Raw genomic sequence first — 21,094 nt, forward strand, 5'->3', positions numbered from 1 at the left:
CGGCATGACCCAGAGCAAGTCCGTCAAATCCCTGCGCATCGAACTGCGCTGGTCCGCCGCGCTCGCGGTGGTCATCCTCTGGGTGCTGGAGAGGGGGCTGCCGAGCCGGTTCCGGCTCTTTCCCTACGGCTTCGACGTTATCCTCTTCGCCACCGTTCTGATCCCGATGCTGGCCGTTGGACTGACGGCCGGCCGCCGCAGCTGGTTGCGCATCGAGCGCGTCACCACCTGGCTCTTCGTTGCTGCCGTGGGCGGCATCACGCTGGCGAATCTGGCTGTACTGATTCAGGAGATGCTGTTTGGCCGAGGACAGCTCACTGCCATTGAGCTGCTCGCCTCCGGGGTCGCGATCTGGGTCTCCAACGTGGTCACCTTCTCTCTGGCGTTCTGGCATGTCGATCGCGGTGGCCCCGAGGCGAGGCTCAATCGTCTGCCCATCCGCGCGGACTGGTTCTTTCCCCAGGAGGGGGTGCCCGATGCCGTCCGCCCGGACTGGCGCCCCACGTTCATCGACTACCTGTTCCTGGGCTTTTCGACGGCGACCGCCTTCAGCCCCACCGGGGCCATCCCACTCAGCGCCCGGGCCATGCTGCTGATGATGCTCGAAAGCTCCATCTCCCTGCTGACCATCGCCGTGATCGCGGCCAGGGCCATCAACATCCTCGGCACGTGAGCCCAGGGCCACGAAGATCGATCCCGCTTTGAGCCCATCGGGCAACTGCCGGTGCGGGATTGGCTTGTCCGGCGTCACCCGGCGACTGCCGTGCCGCAGGCTGAGGTTGCAACGAACCTTCAGCAGGCGTGCAGGCGGTGATCCACGCCCCCTACTGTGCAAGGGCGCAAGGCGCGTTTGAGGGTGAGGCCAGTGTCCAGCGAAACCCCACCGCTATTCGGTAAAACCAGGTTTCTGGTTGGCCTGATCGATGAGTTTCTCGACAAGATCTCCGAGGGTGTGATCGTCGTCGAGATCGGGATCAAGGCCTATCTCACCACCAGTGAAGGGCCGGAGATCTGCCTGGAGAAGCTGAATCAGATCATTGAGATCAAGCGCAGCTGCAGTGAACTGAGGCGCACGATCGTCACGATGCTCTACACCGAGATGCTGCTGCCCGATGCCCGCGGCGACGTGCTGAGCTTGCTCGGCAGCCTGTTCGAACTGCTCGACGAGATGGGCGACAACTTCCAGGAGCTGATGATCGTTCAGCCGCGCGGCCTGCCGGAATTCGGTCAGGATTTCGCCGATCTCACCGCCATGGCGATCCGCTGCGTGCAGGCCGTGGTGGTGGCGGCCCGCATGTTCTTCCGTACGCCGGCTGCTGTGCGTGACCACATCAACGAAGTGCGGGTGTTCGAGGATGAAACCGACAAGCTCGCCTGGCGGACCAAGCGCAGGATTTTTGCCACCGAACTCAGCTTTGAGCAACGTTCCCAGCTGCGTGAGGCCGTGGCCATGATCAACTCCCTGGCTGACAAGGCGGAGAACATCGGCGACGACCTTTCGATCTTCGCGATCAAGCGCTCGCTCTGAGCAGGAGCTTCCACGGTGTCCCTGATCGTTACTCTGATTTTCCTCTCTAGCGGTCTGTTCCTCGGCTGGTCGATGGGGGCGAACGACGCTTCCAACGCCTTTGGCACCGCCGTGGCTACACGGATGATCCGCTTCTCCACCGCCGCTTTCCTTTGCAGCGTGTTCGTGATCATCGGCGCGGTCACCAGCGGCACCGGCGCAGCCGAGGGACTGGGACAGCTGGGCGCCATCAACGCCCTGCCGGGCGCCTTCACGGCCGCCCTGGCGGCCGCGGTCACGGTGGCCTGGATGAGCAAGGTGGGCCTGCCGGCCTCCACCAGCCAGGCGGTGGTGGGTTCGATCATTGGCTGGAACCTGTTCAGCGGCTCCCCCACCGACCTGGGCACCCTGCGCCGGATCATGGCCACCTGGGTGATCTCACCGGTGCTCGGGGCGATCTTCGCGATGCTGCTTTACAAGCTGCTGGTGGAGTGGATCCGCCTCAGTCAGCCCCACTTGCTCTGCCTCGATCGCAACACCCGCACCGGTCTGATCCTGGCGGGCATCTTCGGCTCCTATGCGATCGGCGCCAACGGCATCGGCAATGTGATGGGCTTCTTCGTGGAGGCCTCACCCTTCCGTGACCTCACCGTTGGACGCTTCAGTGTTTCGTCAGTGGAGCAGCTGTTTCTGATCGGCGCCATCGCCGTGGCCGTGGGCGTGTATACCTACTCACGACGCGTGATGATGACTGTGGGCGACGGCCTATTGGCCCTCTCGCCGCTGGCTGCCTTCGTGGTGGTCGTGTCCCATTCGTTAGTGCTGTTCCTCTTCTCCTCCACGGCGCTGGAGAGCCTGCTGGCGAGTCTGGGCCTGCCAACGATTCCGCTGTTGCCGGTGTCGGGATCGCAGGCAGTGGTCGGTTCGGTGCTCGGCATCGGCCTGCTGCAGGGGTTCAAGGGGGTGCGCCAGATTCGCTGGGGGGTTCTTGGCGGGATCGCTTCCGGCTGGGTCACCACGCCACTGATCGCGGCGGTGATCGGCTTCGTGCTGTTGTTCGTGGTGCAGAACGTCTTTGGCCAGGAGGTCTTCCTCCCCCACGACCCTGGACTGACGCCATCGGCGATCGAGTCCAGCAGTGGTGCCGCCTTGCTCCCAGTGGCAGGAATGACGTCGGGGCTGGAGGCAGGGTGAACCCGCCCCCTTTGCGAGCATGGGCAGATCTTCCCCCGCCTGCCGTGATCGAGGCCTCAGCCGCCCCCAGCCCCGACGGCGCCCTCCCCAAGACCTATGACCCGGCCGCCACCGAGGCACGCTGGCAGGCGGCCTGGGAGGAGGCCGGCGCCTTCCACCCCGATCCCGGCGCCGGTGGTGAGCCTTTCGCGGTGGTGATTCCACCGCCGAACGTGACCGGCAGCCTGCACATGGGCCACGGCTTCGAGACGGCCCTGATCGACACGATCGTGCGCTTCCAGCGCCTGCAGGGCAGGAACGTGCTGTGTCTGCCCGGCACCGACCACGCCTCGATCGCGGTGCAGACGATCCTGGAGAAGCAGATCAAGGCCGAGGGCGGCAGCAAGGATGATCTGGGCCGCGACGCCTTCCTGGAGCGGGCCTGGGCCTGGAAGGGGGAGAGCGGCGGCACGATCGTGGGCCAGCTGCGCCGGCTGGGGTATTCGGTGGATTGGCGCCGGGAGCGCTTCACCCTCGATCCGGGCCTGAGCGCGGCGGTGGTGGAGGCCTTCGTGCGCCTGCACGAGCAGGGGCTGATCTACCGCGGCGAGTACCTGGTGAACTGGTGCCCGGCCTCGGGATCGGCGGTGAGCGATCTGGAGGTGGAGATGAAGGAGCTCGACGGCCACCTCTGGCACTTCCGCTATCCCCTCAGCGGCGGCGCGGCGGCCGATGGCACCGACCACCTGGTGGTGGCCACCACCCGCCCCGAAACGTTGCTGGGCGACACCGGCGTGGCGGTGCATCCCACCGACCCCCGCTACGCCGCCCTGGTGGGGCAGACGATCACCCTGCCCCTGGTGGGACGGCAGATCCCGATCGTGGCGGATGAGCACGTGGATCCGGCCTTCGGAACGGGGTGCGTCAAGGTGACCCCCGCCCACGACCCCAACGACTTCGCCATCGGCAGCCGCCACGGCCTGCCCCTGATCACGGTGATGGCCAAGGACGGCAGCATGAACGCGGCGGCGGGGCGCTTCGCCGGCCTGGACCGCTTCGAGGCCCGCAAGGCGGTGGTGGCGGCGATGGAGGCCGAGGGCTTCCTGGTGAAAGTGGAGCCCCACCGCCACAGCGTCCCCTTCTCCGACCGCGGCAAGGTGCCGGTGGAGCCGCTGCTTTCCACCCAGTGGTTCGTGCGTGCTGAGCCTCTGGCCGCCCGCTGCCGGGAGGCCCTCAATGGTGGCGCGCCCCGCTTCGTGCCGGAGCGCTGGGAGAAGGTCTACCGCGACTGGCTCACCGACATCCGCGACTGGTGCATCAGCCGCCAGCTGTGGTGGGGCCACCGCATCCCCGCCTGGTTCGTGGTGAGTGAAACCGGTGGCGTGATCACCGAGGCCACGCCCTACGTGGTCGCCCGCGATGCCGCCCAGGCCGCCGCCAAGGCAGAAGCGGCCCACGGCGCGGCGTCCCGGGCCGCGGGCCGGGCGCTGCAGCTGGAGCAGGACCCGGACGTGCTCGACACCTGGTTCTCCAGTGGCCTGTGGCCCTTCTCCACCCTGGGCTGGCCCGAGACGGAGGCCGCCGATCTGGCCCGCTGGTACCCCACCAGCGTGCTGGTGACGGGCTTCGACATCATCTTCTTCTGGGTGGCCCGCATGACGATGCTGGCCGGCGCCATGCAGCCCCTCGGCGCCGGCAAGGCCTGGATGCCCTTCGCCGACGTGATGATCCACGGCCTGGTGCGGGACGAGAACAACCGCAAGATGAGCAAGAGCGCCGGCAACGGCATCGATCCGCTGCCGCTGATCGAGCGCTACGGCGCCGATGCCCTGCGCTTCGCCCTGGTGCGGGAGGTGGCTGGCGCCGGCCAGGACATCCGCCTCGACTACGACCGCAACGACGGCAGCTCCGCCACGGTGGAGGCGGCGCGCAACTTCGCCAACAAGCTCTGGAACGCCACCCGCTTCGCCCTGATGAACCTGGGCGGTGAAACGCCTGCCAGCCTGGGCGCCCCGGATCCGGCGCACCTGCAGCTCGCCGACCGCTGGATCCTGTCGCGGCTGGAGCGGGTGAAGCGCGAGACGGCCGAGCGCTACGCCAGCTACGGCCTGGGGGAAGCCGCCAAGGGGCTGTACGAGTTCGCCTGGAACGAGGTCTGCGACTGGACGATCGAGCTGCTCAAGCGGCGCCTCAACCCGCGTCCCGCCGCCGAAGGAGAGCCCCTCACCGCCGAGGTGCTGGCCGACCAGCGCGTCGCCCGGCAGGTGCTGGCCAAGGTGCTGGCGGAGCTGCTGGTGCTGCTGCACCCGCTGATGCCCCACCTGAGTGAGGAGCTCTGGCATGGGCTCACCGGCACCCCCGAGGGCACCTTCCTGGCCCTGCAGCCCTGGCCGGCGGCCGACAGCGCCGCCCTCGATCAAGCTCTGGAGGCTTCGTTCGCCGAGCTGATCGAGGCGACCCGGGTGGTGCGCAACCTGCGGGCCGTGGCGGGCCTCAAGCCCTCCCAGGGGGCGCCGGTGCTGTTCATCACCGGCCGCCAGGAGCTGGCGGCGGTGCTGCGGGAGGGCAGCGACGACATCACCACCCTCACCAAGGCGGAGAGCGTGACCGTGCTGGATCCGGCAGCGGCGGCGGCCCGGCCGGCGGCCCGGGCCCTGGCGGCGGTGAGCGGCGAGCTGCAGGTGCTGCTGCCCCTGGAGGGCCTGGTCGACCTCGACGCCCTGCGCGCCCGCCTGGAGAAGGACATCGCCAAGGCCACCAAGGAGATCAGCGGCCTGGCCGGCCGCCTCGCCAACCCCAACTTCGCCGGCAAGGCGCCGCCGGAGGTGGTGGCCGAGTGCCAGGCCAACCTGGCCGAAGCCGAGGCTCAGGCGGCCCTGGCGCGGCAGCGGCTGGTGGATCTGGGGGACTGAGGCGCCATGGCCCCCGGCGACATCGCCTGATGGAACGGAGGTCATCAGCCATACCAGATTTCCTTGATTTCACACGTGACCTTCCCGTATCCGGGATCACGTTGGACGGTGTTGTTCGCCGATTCCCAACCCAATCCTTAACCGAGGTGGTGGGGGGTCTGGGTGATGGTTGTTTGCAGTGAACATTCCTCCGCCTCCATGGTTGCCTCCAGCAAAGCCAAGGGTCCCGCCAACAAATGGATCCTGCCTGAAGAGCTAACCGCCAGCAGTCAGCCGTACGTGGGTCCTGCGGCAGCGGCGGTGGCCAACCGCAAGGCGTTCCCCGGTCGGCCTGAGCCGGCGCCGGCCCAACCCTTGCTGGGAAGTCTGGACCTGTCTCCCCAGGCGACCCCGGGCGAGCAGTTCCAGAGCGAAATCTCCACCACCGTGAGCATCCGTGGTCAGATGTTTGTGGTCTCCAGTGGGGGTGGCGGCACCCTGCAGGTGACCAACGCCACCGATCCGTCAGCGATCACCCTGGAAGAACGGGTGACGCTGACGGGCTACAACTCCCAGTCGGTGGCCAGTTTCGGCAATCTGCTGGCGGTGGCCCTTTCCCCCAGCGACTACAGCAGCAACGGCGGCAAGGGGGTGATTCGTTTCTACCGCGTGGGTGCGGAGGGCGGTCTGACCTTCCTGCAGGACGTTCAGGTCGGCTACCTGCCCGACTCGATCGCCTTCAACGACAAGGGCACCAAGTTGGTGATCGCCAACGAGGGCGAACCGATCACGGGCTACGGCGTCGCGGGCGGCAAGGATCCTGTCGGAAGCATCGGCATCATCGACATCAAGGGTCAGGCGAATCTCAGGTTCTCCTACACCGAGCTTGATTTCGCCGGACTCACCCTGCCCGCGGGCCTCCGAATCTCTGGCCCTGCCGGCACCACCCAGGCCACCGACATCGAGCCGGAGTACGTCTCGATCCTGGGCAACTATGCCTATGTGACCCTGCAGGAGAACAACGGCGTTGCCAAGGTCAACCTCAAGACCAACGCGATTGAGACGATCTTTGCCCTCGGCGCGGTTGATTTCAAGAACCAGCTCGTCGACCTGACCGATCGGGACAACCCCACCGGCAGCACCAGCCTGTTCAGGCCCCTGCTGGGCCAGAACTACGAAGGTCTGCGCATGGCTGATGGCATTGCTGCCTACAGCGTCAAGGGCAAGGACTACTTCGTCACGGCCAACGAAGGCGATGGCCGCGAGTACACCCAGGGAACAGCCCCTGATGTCGTTGTCACCTACACCGATGAGGCGCGCGGCTCCGGCAACGCCAATCGGGTCAGGCGGCTGACGGACGACGCCACGGCCGGCAGCCCCGATCGCATCACCACCTTCGGTGGCCGCAGCATCAGCCTTTTCGACGCTGACACCGGCGCCCTGCTCTGGGACAGCGGCAACAGCCTGCAGACCATTGCCGTGGCCGCCGGCATGTATGCCGACGGCCGCAGTGATGACAAGGGAGTTGAGCCCGAGGGCGTGGTGGTGGCCCAGATGAAGGGCCGCAGCTACGCCATCGTCAGCATGGAGCGCACCAGCAGCTCGATGCTGGCGGTGTTCGATGTCACCGATCCAGCCGCGGTGAGCTTCGTCACCAGCACCGTGATCGCCGGCAGCATCTCCCCGGAGGGGCTGCACGTGGTGGACGCCAAGCAGAGTCCCACCGGCCGGTCCCAGCTGATCGTGTCCAACGAGGTGTCGAACACCCTCAACGTGTTCGATCTCGAGGCCCTGATCGCTGCTCCTCCGGTGGCCGGTGCCGGCACCTTCACCTCCACCATGCTCAAGGATGTGGTTGGTGGTCCCGAGCTTTCGATCACCAGCCTGATCACCAATGGCGAGTTCACCAACGGGCTGAACCCCGGCGACAGCGTCTTCGCTCCCACGGGCATCTTTGATGGCCAGGGTGCTTACGACAATGGCGACGGCACCTTCACCCTGCTGGTTAACAGTGAGCTGGGTGCTGATCGCGGCTATGGCTATCTTCTGCCGGGTGTTGAAGGTGGGCTCACCGGTGCTCGCGTCAGCAGCCTGGTGATCGACAAGGACGTCGATGATGACGCTTCCAACGGCTACCAGAGCAAAGTGCTCAGAGGTGGTCTGGCTTACGACAGCATCCACCTCGACGGCGCCGACGCTGCGATTGATCAGGCTGCCGATCTGGGTGCCGCGGGCTTCAAGCGGTTCTGTGCGGCCAATCTGGTGGAAGCGAACAGCTTCGGTGCTGGTATCGGCTTCGCCGACCGTATCTATCTCGTGGGCGAAGAGGAATTCAGCGGTGACGGTGGTTCCTTCTTCGCTCTCGATGTCGACGGCCGTGCCATCCATGAGGTGGTGGGCTTTGGCAAGGGCACCTGGGAATCCGCCACGATCATCGATACGGGCAGTGTGGACACCGTGTCCGTGTTGTTGTTCGACGATGCCAAGGCGCCCCTTTACCTGTGGGTCGGCACCAAGAGCTCAGCCGCTGACGCCAGCTTCCTGGAGCGCAACGGCCTGGCCCAGAACCAGGGCACGCTCTACACCTACGTGACCACGGCTCTCGCCGAGGACGGGGTGAGCGCTGGCCCCGACTCCTCCGACCTGCGGGCTTTCACCCAGGCCAACGGCCTCAACACGGCCATCGATGGCTCCTGGGTCGACCTGGCCAGCCTCAATGGCAACTACACCCAACTGGGCGCTCCGGCGCTTCGCCAGCTGGCAGTGGGCGCCGGTGCCCTGCAGCTGAGCCGGATCGAGGACGGTGAGGTCAACCCGCTCAACGGTCAGCAGGCGGTGTTCGTCTCCACCGGCACCACTGATTTCAACAAAGGTGATCTGTACGGCAACGTCTACACCCTGGATTTCGGTGAGGCCTTCGGCAGCAATGGCCTGATCTCCGGTCCTGGCGACTCGGTGCTCAAGGTCGTCTACGACGGCGACCTGCTGGTGGATCCCACCACCGGTCTGCGCAATCCCGACAACATGACCATCAGCGCCGATGGCCATGCCTACATCCAGGAGGACCGGGCCAACGGCGGCGGCACCGACACCTCCCTCGGCAACTTCGGTACCCAGGAAGCCTCGATCTGGAAGTTGGCGATTGATCCGATCACCGGCAGCTCCACCGGCGAAGCCCTGCGCTGGGCCCAGATCGACCGCACCGCCGTCCCCACCGCCTACGGCCAGAGCCAGCCCGGTGTGGTCACCGACGCCAACAGCAACGGTGTCGGCAACTGGGAATCTTCGGGGATCATTGATGTCTCGACGATCTACGGAACCGCCCCCGGCGGCATGTTCCTGGCCAACGTCCAGGCCCACAGCCTTGGTGGCGGCAACATCAACGGTTCCGGCTACCTGGTGGAGGGTGGCCAGATCGACCTGATCCGGCAGACCGTTCCGCTGATCTGATCGATTGGCCTTCAGGGCCCCTCGGCTTCCGCCTCCAGCGGCTGCCAGATCAGGGGCCCGAAACGGGCCACCACGGCCCGCAGGCCATCGAGTTCCCGGCCGCTGCGACCGCTGAAACCCAGCACCACGCTGTCGGCCGGCACTGTCCAGTCGAGTGGGCGATCACCGGCTTCGCCACCCCCGCCGATCCGCTGGCCGTCGCTGCTGGTGAGGAACAGGCGGTCGACGCGGCTGCCGCTGAGGGCTTCGATGCGGCGGATCACCACGCCCTGTCCCAGCTCCAGGCGGCCCCGGTCGCCGCCGCCACCGCCCCCGTGGACCTCCGCCTCGCGTGGATCCCCCTCGCCGGCATAACGCAACCGGATCTGATCCACCCGCGAGCCGGTGCGCAGCCCCACCTCCACCAGATGCTGCCGCTGGCGAATCGCCTCGGCCCGTCCGGGGAAAGCGAAGGGGGCGCCGCCGTCGCCCCCCATCGGCGGCTCCTCGCCCAGGGTCACGTTCAGCTCGGGGCTGCCTGCGGCCAGGGACGGCAGCGGCGGTGGCTCCAGGGGAGCGGTGGGAGCGGCGGCGTAGGCGCCCCGGCAGGCGTCGAGGGCCGCCAGGTCAGCTGTGGCAACAGCGCGCTGGATGGCCAGCCTCGGGTCCGCCGCCACGGCATAGAGCCTGTAAGTGTCCGCCACCCAGTCCATCTGGTGGATCAGTTCCACCACCCGCTCGCGACGCTCCAGCAGGCCGTCGCTTGAGGCGTCGCCGCTGAACAGCCGCCGGTTGGCGGCCACCGCCTCGAAGGCGGCGCCGATGGCGGGCACGCTCTCGTAGCCCCTGGTTCGCAAGCCGATCAGGGCGGGCTGATCCAGGGGGAGCCCGGCGAAGTCGCGGGCGAAGGGGATCAGGGAGGCGGCCTCGGCCGGTGGCTGGGCCCGGCTGCCGATCACCTGCACCCGGAAGCCCACATTCACCGCAGCCGTGCGGGCGACCGCCGTCACGGTCTCCACCAGGGCGGGGTTCAGGGACAGTCCGCCGAGGCCCAGTCCCGCCCTGATCTGCCGCTCCACCATCCGCGCCTGCTCCCGCGACTGGGCGTAGAAGGTGAACACCCCGTGGCACTCCCCGCCCACCTCCGCCGCCGCCACGAAACCATCCCCGTGCAGGGCCACGAAGGCCTCCAGCGCGGCGGAGTCTGCCGGCACGGCGAGTCCGTCCAGCAGGTGGGTCTGGTCCACCTCCAGCGCTGCGGCCACCTGGCGGGCCCAGACCACCAGCGAGAGGCTGAAGGCGGTGGTCTTCAGGGAGTCGCGGAACGCCTGCTTGGCCTGCAGCAGCTGCAGGGGGCCCAGGCCGATCCCCAGCGAGCTGCCGCCGTGCAGTGACTGGACCAGTTCCTGGTGGCTGCGGCACAGCTGCCAGCCCACCGTGCTGCCACCGCCCGCCGGGAGCACCGTGCCGCCCACGGCGGCCTCCAGGGGCTCGCCGTCGCCGGTGATGCAATGGCGCCCGCGGAACAGGGCCCCCCGGGCGACCTGCTGGGCCAGCTCCGAGGGGTCAGCCATGGCAGCACGGGCAGCAGACCCAAGCGTAGGCAGGGTCGATACGGTGGCTGCATGGACCCGCTCTGGCTGCCGGACCACCTGCTGCCCTGGCTGCGCTCCCCCGTCGGGGCCGTGGCCTTCGTGCCCCTCTATGCCCTCTGGGTCACCCTGCTGCTGCCGGGGGTGTGGGCGTCGATGCTGGCCGGGGTGCTCTACGGCCCGCTCTGGGGCAGCGTGCTGGTGTTCGCCGGGGCCTGCCTCGGGGCCCAGGCGGTGTTCCTGCTGGGGCGCGGTCGCTGGCGGGGCTGGGCCCGACGCCGCCTGGCCAGGGCGCCGCGGCTGCTGGCGGTGGAGCGGGCGGTCTGCCGCCAGGGCCTGGTGCTGGTGCTGCTCACCCGTCTGTCGCCGGCTTTTCCCTTCAGCCTGCTCAACCTGGCCTACGGCCTCAGTGAGGTGAGCCTGCGGGACTATTCGATTGGCCTGATCGGCATCCTCCCCGGCACCGTGCTCTTCTGTTCCCTGGGGGCGGCGGCCGGCGATCCCAGCCGCTTTGCGGCGCTGCTGGCCGGCCCGGCCGATGGCGTCACCTGGGCCCTGCGCCTGCTGGGGGTGGCCGCCACCGTGGCGGCGGTGCTGCTGGTGAGCCGCCAGGTGCGGCTGGCCCTGGAGGAACGCGGGGTAGCCTCCCACGTTGCGATGCAGGCCAGCGATGGTGACGGCCGAGACTCTCCCTAGCCCCTCCGCCGGCGCTTGCCCCAACTGCGGCGGAAGCAGCCTGACCCTGGTGCGACGGGAGCGGGTGAGCAAGGCCCGGGTGGCGGCGGAACTCGTCCATTGCGGCAGCTGCGACTTCCTGTTCCTGGCCGATCCCACCTGGCTGGATGTGGCCTACGAGGAGTCCTTCTACGGCGACACCGGCTATGTCGACCGCAACCTGCACGCCTCGCGCCTGCTGCGGCTGCTGCTGGTGATCGGCCGGCTGGGTCGCTTTGGCCCCAGCGAGCCGGGCTGCGACCTGGGCACCGGCCTGGGCATGCTGCCGCGCCTGCTGCGCGACCACGGCTTCGATTTCCACGGCACCGACGCCTATGCGGCCATGGAACTGATCCGCCCCTTCTGCGAGCCCCCGGGCGATGGCCCGATCGGCTGCAAGACCGCCTTCGAGGTGATCGAACATGTGCCCGGCACCCCCGGATTCCTGCGTGACGAGGTGGGCGCCACGCCCCTGTTCGTCTTCTCCACCCTGATGCGCCAGGCGGGGGAGATTCCTGCTCCCGACTGGTGGTACTACGCCTTCGGCAACGGCCAGCACATCAGCTTCCACAGCCGCCGCAGCTTCGAGGTGGCGATGGCGCAGGCGGGGATGGATCCGGCCTGGCTGGTCTGCATCGATGGGCCGGTGCACCAGCGCGCCCTGCATCTGATCGCCCCGCAGGCCCGCTGGCGGCGGGCTTTCCGTGTGGCCGGCTGGTTGGTGAACCGCGGCCTCGACGGGCTGCTGTTGCCGTGGCTCGAGCCCCTGGTGGGGTTGCGCACGCGCATCATCCCCGACCACTACCTCGCCATGGAGCGGCTCAGATCTGCCGCAGGGCGTCAGCCTTGTCCTTGAAGTCGCTCAGCAGCAGCTGCAGGTAGGTCACCTTGCGCAGCTTGACGTTGGCCGTGAGCGACATGCCCACCTGCAGGGGCAGCACCTTGCCGCTCTTGAGCTTGAGCTGCTGGGAGTTGAGCCGGATGTCCACCGGAAAGCGGTAGAAGTTGTTCATCTGGTCCGGGGGCAGGGCATCGGAGCCGATGCGCCGCACGGTGCCCTGCAGCACACCGAAATCGGTGGCCGGGAACGAATCGATGCTGATGTCGGCGGCCTTGCCCACCGTGACGAAACCGATCTCCCGGCTGGGCACCTCCACCCGTGCCTCCAGTTTGTCGAAGGGCACCACCTTCATCACCGGCTCGCTGGTCTGGGCCACGAAACCCCTGGAGCGGGGCTTGAGCTCGAACACCACGCCGGCTTCCGGGGCCCGGATGACCTGGTAGCGGATGTTGACGTTGAGCTCGGTCAGCTTGCTGCGCAGGTCGGCCAGCTCGCTCTGGATTTCGCGGATGCCCTGCTGCAGGATCGCCTGCTGGCGCAGCCGGTCCACCTGGCCCTCCTGGAGCTTGCCCTCCACCTCCTGCACCTTGTTGCGCTGGGAGAGGTACTGAAGCTCGGCGGTGGCGCCCTCCTTGTTGAGGGTCTCGAGGCGGCCGAGCACGTCCTTCTCCAGCACCAGGCTCTGGCGCAGCACCCGCTGCTCGGTGTCATTGAACTGCAGGTAGCGGTCGAGCTCCACCTGCTTGAGCCGCAGCTGCTGCTGCTTGTACCGGATCGTCTGCTCCATGCTGGCCTGGCGGTCGAGGGTGGTCTCGGTGTCGAGGCGCAGCAGCACCTGGCCCTTCTTCACCCGCTCGCCCTCCTTCACCATCACTTCCTCCACCACGCCGCCCACCGGCATCTGGATGTCCTTCACCACCCCCAGGGGCTCGAGCTTGCCCGGGGCGGTGACGATCTCCTCGGTCTGGGCGAAGGCCAGCCAGCCGAGGCCGAACAGGGTGACCCCCATCAGGGTCCAGGTGATCGAGCGGGCCCAGAAGCGCGACTGCTGCAGCACCACGTCGTCGCTGTCGGTGTGGATGCTGCGCTCGAGGCTGTTCTGGGCCCGGCGCAGCAGGCTGCCTGGGGTAGGGGGAACCATCAGCCTGCCTCCTGTTGGCGATAGAGCGCGAAATAGCGGCCCTTCAGGGCCATCAGTTCCTCATGGCTGCCGGTCTCGACGATGGCGCCCTGGTGCATCATCACGATCAGATCGGCGCGGCGGATGGTGGAGAGCCGGTGGGTGATGAAGAACACGGTGCTCTGGCTCATCGCCTCCCGCAGGTTGTCGCACACCTGGCGTTCCGTGTCGTAGTCGAGGGCGCTGGTGGCCTCATCCATCACCAGCAGCTGGGGCTGGCTCAGCAGGGTGCGGGCGATGGCGATGCGCTGGCGCTGGCCTCCGGAGAGGGAGGCGCCGCGCTCCCCCAGGGGGGTGCTGTAACCGGCGGAGAGCTCCATGATGAAGTCATGGGCGCCGGCGATGCGGGCGGCCTCGACGATGGCGTCGCTGGGGGCCTCCGGATTGGTCAGGGCGATGTTCTCGCTGATGGTGCCGGAGAAGAGCAGGGGGTCCTGGGGCACGATGCCGATCTGGCGGCGCAGGGAATAGAGCTCCACCTTGTCGATGTCGTAGCCGTCCACGAGGATGCGCCCCTTCGTGGGGGAATAGAGCCGCGGCAGCAGCTTCATCAGGGTGCTCTTGCCGCTGCCGCTCTGGCCCACGATCCCGGTGAAGGTGCCGGGGGGAACGTGCAGGCTGACGTTGGTGAGGACTTCCGGTCCGCCGGGGTTGAAGCGGAAGCTGACGTTCTCGAAGACCACGTCGCCTTTGACTGGCGGCAAGGGAATGTGGCCGCGATCGGCTTCGCTTGATTCCTCCGGGGTGTCGACCACGTCGGCGAGGCGCTCGAACGACACCCGCAACTCCTGAATGTTCTGCCAGATCGAGGAGAGGCGAAGCAGGGGCTGGGTGACATAGCCGCTGATGATCCGGAAGGCGATCAGCTGGCCCAGGGTGAGCTCCCCCTTGAGCACCATGGTGGCCCCCACCCAGAGCACCAGCAGCTGGGAGAGCTTCTGGAGCACCGAGCTGGTCTCGTTGAGGAAGGTGCCGGTGATCGTCTTCTCGAAGGTGCGGGAGATGTATTTGGCGTAGAGCTCCTGCCATTTCCAGCGGCTCACCATCTCGACGTTCTGGGCCTTGACCGTCTGGATGCCGGTGAGCACCTCCACCAGGTGGCTCTGGGTGCGGGCGTTCTCCTCAGCCGCCTGGCGGTACTGGCGCCGGAACAGGGGAGCCCCGAGCAGGGTGAGCCCCACCTGGATGGGCAGCACCGCCAGGGCGATCAGGGTCAGCAGCCAGCTGTAGATCGCCATCACGATGATGTAGATCACCGAGAAGGCCGCATCCAGCAGGGTGATCAGCGCCTGACCGGTGAGGAAGTTGCGGATCTTCTCCAGCTCGGCGATGCGGGTGCCCAGCTCTCCGACGGGACGCTTATCGAAATAGCCGAGCGGCAGGCGCAGCAGGTGATCGATCACCTCGGCACCGAGGCGCAGGTCGATGCGGTTGGTGGTGTCGGTGAACAGGAAGGTGCGCAACGAGCCGATCACCCCCTCCATCAGGGTGACCACCACCAGGGCCATCCCCAGGATCTGCAGCGTGTCGAGGCTGCGCTGGGAGATCACCTTGTCGATGATCACCTGGATCAGCAGGGGGTTGGCCAGGCTGAACAGCTGGACCACGAACGAGGCCAGCAGCACCTGGAGCAGCATGCCCCGGTAGCGCTTCAGGGCCGGCCAGAACCAGCCCGGGCCGAAGGTCTGCTCCGGGGTGTCGATGCTGCGCTCCAGCAGCAGCAGCTCCAGCCCCTCCGGGTACTGCTCGGCGATCTGGGCCGGGCTGAGCTGCACCCAGCCCTCCGCCGGGGAGGCCAGCCGCAGGCCGGCGGCGTTGCTGGCGGTGGCGACGGCGAAGCCCTCCTTCCAGGGCACCAGGCAGGGGGTGATCAGCCGGGTGGCCGAGGCCGCCGGCACCCTGGCGCCGGTGACCAGCAGGCCGAGCATGGCGGCGATCTGGCCGCAGAGCTGCAGATCCGGCGGCTGGCCGCGGCGCATCTTGTCGCGCAGGATCTTGTCCACCGCGTCACGGCGGTAGGGCAGCTCCAGCAGCTTGCCGAGCATCTGGAAGCAGGCCAGGGTCTCCTCCAGTGGTCCGTTGCCCCGCACAAGGACCAGGTGGCGGTCGGCCCGGTCCTGACCCAGATCGAGGCTGCTGGGCTGGGCCTGGCCGCCGGCGACGGCCTCGATGGGGACGATGGCCTGGCCTGCCTGTGTGATGTCCGGGCTGGGCGCCACGGCGGGTGCGGGGGCCAGGGCCAGCAGCCGCAGGGGCAGGGGGGGACGGGGCTGGGGCAGGGCCTCTGCCGCCGCCAGCACCGAGCCGATGGCCAGGTCGGGGACGTTGGCGCTGGCGAGGAGCAGTTCGTCGCCGTCCTGCAGGGCGATGGGCCCGTCACTGGTGGGAAGCACGCCCCGGGCCCGCAGGCGCAGACGCTCAAGCTTCTCCCGCCAGAGGGCCGGATCGAAGCGGCCCGCGGTGGCCCCCTCCCGTTGCAACAGCAGCTGGTGCAGTTCGGCGGTCCAGAGGTGGCGGCCACACCACTGCCGCAGACCGTCCTCGGCCAGAAGCAGCTCGAGCATCAGCGTGTCCGGAATCGCCGTTGCCAGAAGGTCGGAGGCGGCGCTCACCGCTTCGATCCCCTCAGCGCGCAACAGGGACACCAGCCCCACGATGGCGCCGGGCCCCAGCCGCTCCAGGGTGAACGGCCGTCCGTCCCGTTCCGCCAGCAGTCGGGCCTCACCCTCGTGCAGCACAAGGACGCGATCGCCGATGCTGCCGGCGTTGCTGAGGTCTTCGCCGACGCTGAACCGGCAGGGGCGGGCTTCCGCCAGCAGTCGCTCCCTGCCGGCGGCGGAAAGGCCGACAAAGGGCGCCAGGGTGAGCCAGTCGGTGCGTCCGGGGACGGTGGAGGTCATTGCCCCTGCCCCGGACGCAGTTGCAGGGTCACTTCCTGGTCCACCCATTCCTCAAAAAGCTCCCGGGCCATCCGCTTCTGCATCTCGTCGTCGAAGCTGGCCGAGCGGAGGGTTTCCAGGCGCACCACCAGCCACCAGCGGTCGATGCGCAGGGGGGGATGCAGCTGCCCCGGGCGGCTGGTGCGCAGCAATTCGGCGAGGGAGGGGTGGGCCTGCAGCAACGGCACCGGACCCACCACCCCGCGCGTGGAGCGTTCGGGCCCCTTGGCGTAGGTGGCTGCCAGTTCGGCGAAATCGGCTTCCCCCTCGGCGATGCGCAGGTAGAGCTCGCGGGCCAGGGCCCCGTCCTCCACCCGCAGCAGGCTGTAGATCACCTGATCGAGCTGGTTCTTGCGGGCCAGGTAACGCTGCTCCGCGCGGTGCAGGAAATGCTCCTGGCAGTGGCGTTCGATCCTGGTGGGGAGCTCCGCTTGCCAGAGCACGTCGGCTTCCGAGAGTTCGTGCCGCTGCAGGTGGTTCTTCAGATCCTCGGCGGAGCGGAGGCCATGGCTGGCGCCCCAGGCCTGCTGGGCCTGCTGGCGCTCCTCCTCCGCCAGGGTCACCTTGGCCACGGCGGTGGCGATCACCGACTGGCGCAGCAGGGGCAGCAGCAACTGGTGACGGGCGAGCTGGCGACGCAGTCCCCCTGGGATTTCAGGCAGCGGCTCCACCTCCAACAGCACCGGTGGCCTGGAGGGGCGCACGGGCGGATCGAGACTGATGTCGTGGTCTAAGGGGTGGGCGACGGCCACAGGATCGGCTTTCACGCAGGCATTCTGGGGCTCAACTTGCGATTCCAGTTGTATCAGTGGCGGTTGCGCTGCGTTCCAGCTCTGTGCCCACGACGACGAACAGGATCCGTTGCCGTCGTCGCATGGCCCAACGGCAGACGAGCCCTTCCACTCGGGCCACTGATGACGGCGGGGACGCCGGAAGAGCGGAAACCATTCAGACCGGATCGGTCCCCAGCAACGCCCTGAGACCCTCCTCATCCAGCACGCTCACCCCCAGCTCCTGGGCCTTGGTGAGCTTGCTGCCGGCTTCCTCGCCCGCCACCACGTGGCTGGTCTTGCGGCTCACCGAACCGCTCACCTTCCCCCCGGCGGCCTCGATCAGGGCCTGCGCGGCGGAGCGGCTCAGGCTGGGCAGGGTGCCGGTGAGCACGAAGGTCAGCCCCGCCAGGGGTGTGGGCGTCGGCGGCCCTCCGCCCCCGTCCTGTGCCGGCGCTGCGGCCAGGGAGAAGCCCAGCACCGCCAGCTGCTCCAGCAGCGCCCGGTTGGCTGGGGTGGCGAACCACTGCCGCAGGGACTGGGCGATCTCGGGGCCGATGCCGAAGACCGCCGTGAGCGGATCGGGGCCCTCGCCGTCTTCGTCGGCAAGGGCGGCGGCCTCCAGCTCGGCCGCGCTGAGGAAGGCCCTGGCCAGGGCCTTGGCGTTGACTTCCCCCACGTGGTGGATGCCGAGGCCGTAGAGCTGCCGGTGCCAGGGCTGCTGCTTGGAGGCCTCCAGGGCGGCCACCAACTTGGCGGCCGAGGTCTCCCCCATCCGCTCCAGGCTGGCCAGCAGGGCGGCATCAAGGCGGTAGAGGTCGGGGATCGATGCCACCAGGCCCCGGTCCACCAGCTGCTCGATCAACTTGATTCCCAGGCCGTCCACGTCCATGGCGCCTTTGCTCACCCAGTGGCGCAGGGAGCCCCGCAGGATGGCGGGGCAGCCGTTGTTGACGCAGCGGGTGGCCGCCTCCCCCTCCTCCCGCACCAGCGCCGAGCCGCACTCCGGGCAGATGGGGGGCAGTACCAGACGGGTGGCCCCCGCCGGCCGCAGCTCGTGGAGCACCCGCACCACCTCGGGAATGATCTCGCCGGCCTTGCGCACCACGATCGTGTCGCCGGCGCAGAGATCCAGCTCCGCCAGGCGATCGGCATTGTGGAGCGTGGCGCGACTGACGCTGGTACCAGCCAGGGGTACCGGCTCGAACTCCGCCACCGGGGTGACAACCCCCGTGCGGCCCACCTGGCAGGTGAGGCGCAGCAGGCGGCTGGGGGCCTCTTCGGCCGCGTACTTGAGGGCGATCGCCCAGCGGGGGGCCTTCTGGGTGAAACCCGCCTCCTCCTGCAGCCGCAGGTCGTCGAGTTTCACCACCACCCCATCGGTGGCGTAGGGCAGGCCGCGGCGCTCCTGCTCCCAGTGGTCACAGAAGGCCTTCACCGCCGCCAGGTCGGGGCAGAGGGCGCAGTGGGGATTGACGCGGAAACCAGCCTCCTTGAGCCAGTCAAGGGCCTGCCACTGGCTGCGGGGCCCGGCCTGCCAGTCACCGGGCAGGTGCAGGGTGTACGCGAAGAACGACAGGCCCCGCGCGGCCACCACCTTTGGATCCAGCTGGCGCAGGGTGCCGGCACAGGCGTTGCGCGGGTTGGCGAAGGGCGATTCGCCCCGTTCGGCGCGCTCGGCGTTGATGGCGGCGAAGGTGGCTTCGGGGATGAAGGCCTCACCGCGCACCTCCACCCAGGCCGGCGGCAACGCCAGCTCCAGCCGCAGGGGCACGCTGCGGATCGTGCGCACGTTGGCGGTGATCTCCTCGCCCCGCTCCCCGTCCCCCCGGGTGGCGGCCTTTACCAGCACCCCCTGCTCGTAGCTGAGGGCCAGGGCGTTGCCGTCGATCTTGAGTTCGCCCACCATCGGCAGGGCCGGCGCCGGTGCGCCCTCCTGGGGTTCGCGGTCGAGCACCTTCAGCAGGCGGCCGTACCAGACGTCCAGGTCCCCGTGCGAAAAGGCGTTGTCGAGGCTCAGCAGGGGAACCCTGTGGGCCACGCTCGTGAAGCCTTCGGCCGGGGCTCCCCCCACCCGGCGGGTGGGGCTGTCGGGCTGGATCAGGGCGGGATCGGCCTGCTCGAGGCCCACCAGCTCCCGGTAGAGCCGGTCATAGACCGGATCCTCCATGACCGGAGCATCGAGCACGTAGTAGGCATGGGCAGCGCGGTTGAGCAGGCGCCGCAGTTCTTCTGCCCGGGCTTGGGCCACGGCTCAGGCGGCCGCCAGCCGGGTGATGCGATCCACCCGCCAGGCCTCCTCCACCTTCACGAAGGTGAAGTCGAGGGGGAGTTCCTCCTTGCCGTCGGTCTTGAGCTTGACCGTCAGGATCACCTGGCCCTCCTGCAGCCGCGGCCGGCCTGACTTGAGGTTGCGGTACTTGTTGAGCTGCAGCCCGGCCAGGAAGCGGATGAACTGCTGGCGGTTGACGTGGGAGCGATAGTTGCGGGTGGTGAGCAGGTAGGCCCCGTCCACCTGGCCGGAGGCCACCTGGGTGAAGAACTGCTTGATCAGCGGATTGATGCCCCGGGCGCTGAGCACCAGCCGGACCGCCGAGATGGTCCAGTACAGAAGCAAGCCACCGGCTCCCGCCAGCAGGAGCTTGGTGCCGATGTCGCGGGCCAGTCCCCAGTCCATGGTGTTCCCATCCGTTCGCAGCGTTGCAGAGTCTGACGGACGACCCCACCAGAATGGGCCGATGCCCCTGGAACCGCTGCTGCCCCTGTTCCACCGGCTCAATCGCGAACACTTCGACGGCCAGCTCACCCGCGACGACAGGCCGCTGGTCGATGTGCGCTGGAGCGACGGCCGCCTCACCCGCACCGCCGGTTTCTACCGGCGGGGGCGTGACCTCTGCGAGATCGTTCTCTCCCGGCCCCTGCTGGAACCGTTGCCGCGGCAGGCCACCCTGGGCACCCTCTGCCACGAGATGATCCACGCCTGGGTGGATCGGGTGCTGGTGGTGCGGGAGGTGCATGGCCCCCACTTCCGGGCCCGGATGGCGGCGATCAACCAGGCCCAGGATGGTTTTGAGGTGAGCCTGCGGCACCGCTACCCCTTGCCGGTGGTTGCCAGCCGCTGGATCGCCTGCTGCCCGTGTTGCGGCAGTCGGACGCCCTACCAGCGCCGCCGGCAGGGCCTGGCCTGCCGCCACTGCTGCGAGCGCCTCCATGGCGGCCGCTGGGATGCGAGTTGTCTGCTGGTGTTCGAGCCCAACACCGCCTAGGTTCGCCGCAGGTGTTGGGGCCGATGGCAACGTTTCTGTGGACCCTGGAATGGGGCGGCTTCACCATTGCCCTGGTGGGGATGGGTCGGGAGCACTGGCTCTCCGGTCGGCGACGTTAAAATGGTTTGATGCCTACGACGGATCAGGGCTACGGCCACGAACGGGATTCCAGAGACCGTGATCCCCGAGAACGAGAGTCGCGTGAGCGAGAACCGTCCCGGCGGCCAAGGGGCGGCACCGACCCGCTGGATCAACGGGTCGACCGCTGGGTGACGGCTGGGCGCCAGTTCGTCGAGGGGGTGGCGGGCTCACGGCCTGGCGGCCGACCGGCGCCACGCAGTGCCGACCGCCGCCCCCCGCTGCGGCCCCGCATGGACGAGCTCGGCCGCTGGGTGGAGGGGCGACTCGACTGGCTTCTCGATGACGGGGACGACTGGCGCGAACCGTGGCAGGAGTCCGAACGCACCACGCCTGTACCGCCGCCTCCGCAGCAGCAGCCCGCCCCTCCGGGCCCTCCGCGCCGCCAGGGGCTGGAGGCCGTTTCGCGCCGCGGCCGGTCCGGATCCGCCCCGTCCCAGCCGCCGGCTCCTGAACCCCGTCCCAGCACGTCTACCGCCAGCACCGATGATGGCGACTGGCCCGATGACGCCAGCTTCACCCTGCCCCGGTGGCAACGTCCGCCGGGCGGCGAGCGTTCCGCCCCGCCGGAAGTTGTGGCCAACCCACCAGCCGACGGCCGGCCCCTGCCGCGCTCCAGCCGCCGACGTGCCTGAGCCATGGACACCGCCAGTT

General features: G+C 68.5%; 15 protein-coding genes. 9 read left to right on the plus strand and 6 right to left on the minus strand.

All coding sequences use genetic code 11. The features are described from left to right. Nucleotides 1-4 precede the first annotated feature (4 nt). The 5 genes from KUG43_RS04545 (at nucleotide 5) to KUG43_RS04565 (ending at nucleotide 9,021) form a co-directional block, all read left to right on the plus strand. Nucleotides 5-673, plus strand: a complete 669-nt coding sequence (locus tag KUG43_RS04545; RefSeq protein ID WP_216906539.1) for a hypothetical protein — start codon at nucleotides 5-7, stop codon at nucleotides 671-673. Between the two features lie 192 nt (nucleotides 674-865). Then, nucleotides 866-1,528, plus strand: a complete 663-nt coding sequence (locus tag KUG43_RS04550) for a DUF47 domain-containing protein (RefSeq protein ID WP_353617929.1) — start codon at nucleotides 866-868, stop codon at nucleotides 1,526-1,528. A 15-nt stretch (nucleotides 1,529-1,543) separates the two neighbouring features. Continuing rightward, nucleotides 1,544-2,701, plus strand: coding sequence for an inorganic phosphate transporter (locus KUG43_RS04555; RefSeq protein WP_353617930.1), 1,158 nt, complete (start codon nucleotides 1,544-1,546; stop codon nucleotides 2,699-2,701). 44 nt (nucleotides 2,702-2,745) lie between these two features. After that, nucleotides 2,746-5,592, plus strand: a complete 2,847-nt coding sequence (locus KUG43_RS04560; protein ID WP_216906549.1) for a valine--tRNA ligase — start codon at nucleotides 2,746-2,748, stop codon at nucleotides 5,590-5,592. 198 nt (nucleotides 5,593-5,790) lie between these two features. Continuing rightward, nucleotides 5,791-9,021: a choice-of-anchor I family protein gene (locus KUG43_RS04565; protein ID WP_216906551.1), complete on the plus strand. Its 3,231-nt coding sequence runs from the start codon at nucleotides 5,791-5,793 to the stop codon at nucleotides 9,019-9,021. An 11-nt stretch (nucleotides 9,022-9,032) separates the two neighbouring features. Here KUG43_RS04565 and KUG43_RS04570 read toward each other — a convergent pair whose 3' ends face one another. Next, entirely contained in the window at nucleotides 9,033-10,574 is a 1,542-nt protein-coding gene (locus KUG43_RS04570; protein WP_216906553.1) for a jacalin-like lectin, read from the minus strand. 51 nt (nucleotides 10,575-10,625) lie between these two features. Between KUG43_RS04570 and KUG43_RS04575 the strand changes: the two genes are divergently transcribed. Next, the gene (locus KUG43_RS04575) at nucleotides 10,626-11,288 is read left to right on the plus strand and encodes a TVP38/TMEM64 family protein (RefSeq protein ID WP_216906555.1); all 663 of its coding nucleotides are present in this window, start codon (nucleotides 10,626-10,628) and stop codon (nucleotides 11,286-11,288) included. After that, nucleotides 11,263-12,162: a class I SAM-dependent methyltransferase gene (locus tag KUG43_RS04580; RefSeq protein ID WP_216906557.1), complete on the plus strand. Its 900-nt coding sequence runs from the start codon at nucleotides 11,263-11,265 to the stop codon at nucleotides 12,160-12,162. The genes KUG43_RS04575 and KUG43_RS04580 overlap by 26 nt, the downstream gene beginning before the upstream one ends. On the opposite strand, the gene KUG43_RS04585 is transcribed toward KUG43_RS04580, so the two are convergent. From KUG43_RS04585 to KUG43_RS04605, 5 genes are all read right to left on the minus strand, one after another. Then, the gene (locus KUG43_RS04585) at nucleotides 12,128-13,288 is read right to left on the minus strand and encodes an HlyD family secretion protein (protein WP_216906559.1); all 1,161 of its coding nucleotides are present in this window, start codon (nucleotides 13,286-13,288) and stop codon (nucleotides 12,128-12,130) included. The genes KUG43_RS04580 and KUG43_RS04585 overlap by 35 nt on opposite strands. Next, complete coding sequence (locus tag KUG43_RS04590; protein WP_216906567.1) at nucleotides 13,288-16,227, minus strand: ABC transporter transmembrane domain-containing protein; 2,940 nt, start codon at nucleotides 16,225-16,227, stop codon at nucleotides 13,288-13,290. Before KUG43_RS04590 ends, KUG43_RS04585 begins: the two co-directional genes overlap by 1 nt. Further along, the gene (locus KUG43_RS04595) at nucleotides 16,224-17,033 is read right to left on the minus strand and encodes a peptidylprolyl isomerase (RefSeq protein WP_353617931.1); all 810 of its coding nucleotides are present in this window, start codon (nucleotides 17,031-17,033) and stop codon (nucleotides 16,224-16,226) included. The genes KUG43_RS04590 and KUG43_RS04595 overlap by 4 nt, the downstream gene beginning before the upstream one ends. Nucleotides 17,034-17,214: 181 nt before the next feature. Then, on the minus strand, nucleotides 17,215-19,287 hold the full coding sequence (ligA, locus tag KUG43_RS04600; RefSeq protein ID WP_216906569.1) for an NAD-dependent DNA ligase LigA: 2,073 nt from the start codon (nucleotides 19,285-19,287) through the stop codon (nucleotides 17,215-17,217). 3 nt (nucleotides 19,288-19,290) lie between these two features. Next, entirely contained in the window at nucleotides 19,291-19,713 is a 423-nt protein-coding gene (locus KUG43_RS04605) for a hypothetical protein (protein ID WP_216906571.1), read from the minus strand. 61 nt (nucleotides 19,714-19,774) lie between these two features. On the opposite strand from KUG43_RS04605, the gene KUG43_RS04610 reads away from it, so the two are divergent. Both KUG43_RS04610 and KUG43_RS04615 read left to right on the plus strand, forming a co-directional pair. Then, nucleotides 19,775-20,302: a SprT family zinc-dependent metalloprotease gene (locus tag KUG43_RS04610; RefSeq protein WP_216906573.1), complete on the plus strand. Its 528-nt coding sequence runs from the start codon at nucleotides 19,775-19,777 to the stop codon at nucleotides 20,300-20,302. A 128-nt stretch (nucleotides 20,303-20,430) separates the two neighbouring features. Then, nucleotides 20,431-21,075 (plus strand): hypothetical protein, encoded by a 645-nt coding sequence (locus KUG43_RS04615; RefSeq protein WP_286194383.1) that lies wholly within the window; start codon nucleotides 20,431-20,433, stop codon nucleotides 21,073-21,075. Nucleotides 21,076-21,094 lie beyond the last annotated feature (19 nt).

This window comes from Synechococcus sp. CCY 0621 (assembly GCF_019038465.1).
Classification (GTDB): domain Bacteria; phylum Cyanobacteriota; class Cyanobacteriia; order PCC-6307; family Cyanobiaceae; genus Cyanobium.

Coding starts and splice junctions, on each gene's coding strand:
- KUG43_RS04585 (WP_216906559.1), bottom strand. CDS start 13,288: ATGGTTCCCCCTACCCCAGGCAGCCTGCTGCGCCGGGCCCAGAACAGC.
- KUG43_RS04570 (WP_216906553.1), bottom strand. CDS start 10,574: ATGGCTGACCCCTCGGAGCTGGCCCAGCAGGTCGCCCGGGGGGCCCTG.
- KUG43_RS04565 (WP_216906551.1), top strand. CDS start 5,791: ATGGTTGCCTCCAGCAAAGCCAAGGGTCCCGCCAACAAATGGATCCTG.
- KUG43_RS04610 (WP_216906573.1), top strand. CDS start 19,775: ATGCCCCTGGAACCGCTGCTGCCCCTGTTCCACCGGCTCAATCGCGAA.
- KUG43_RS04605 (WP_216906571.1), bottom strand. CDS start 19,713: ATGGACTGGGGACTGGCCCGCGACATCGGCACCAAGCTCCTGCTGGCG.
- KUG43_RS04615 (WP_286194383.1), top strand. CDS start 20,431: ATGCCTACGACGGATCAGGGCTACGGCCACGAACGGGATTCCAGAGAC.
- KUG43_RS04545 (WP_216906539.1), top strand. CDS start 5: ATGACCCAGAGCAAGTCCGTCAAATCCCTGCGCATCGAACTGCGCTGG.
- KUG43_RS04590 (WP_216906567.1), bottom strand. CDS start 16,227: ATGACCTCCACCGTCCCCGGACGCACCGACTGGCTCACCCTGGCGCCC.
- KUG43_RS04575 (WP_216906555.1), top strand. CDS start 10,626: ATGGACCCGCTCTGGCTGCCGGACCACCTGCTGCCCTGGCTGCGCTCC.
- KUG43_RS04580 (WP_216906557.1), top strand. CDS start 11,263: ATGGTGACGGCCGAGACTCTCCCTAGCCCCTCCGCCGGCGCTTGCCCC.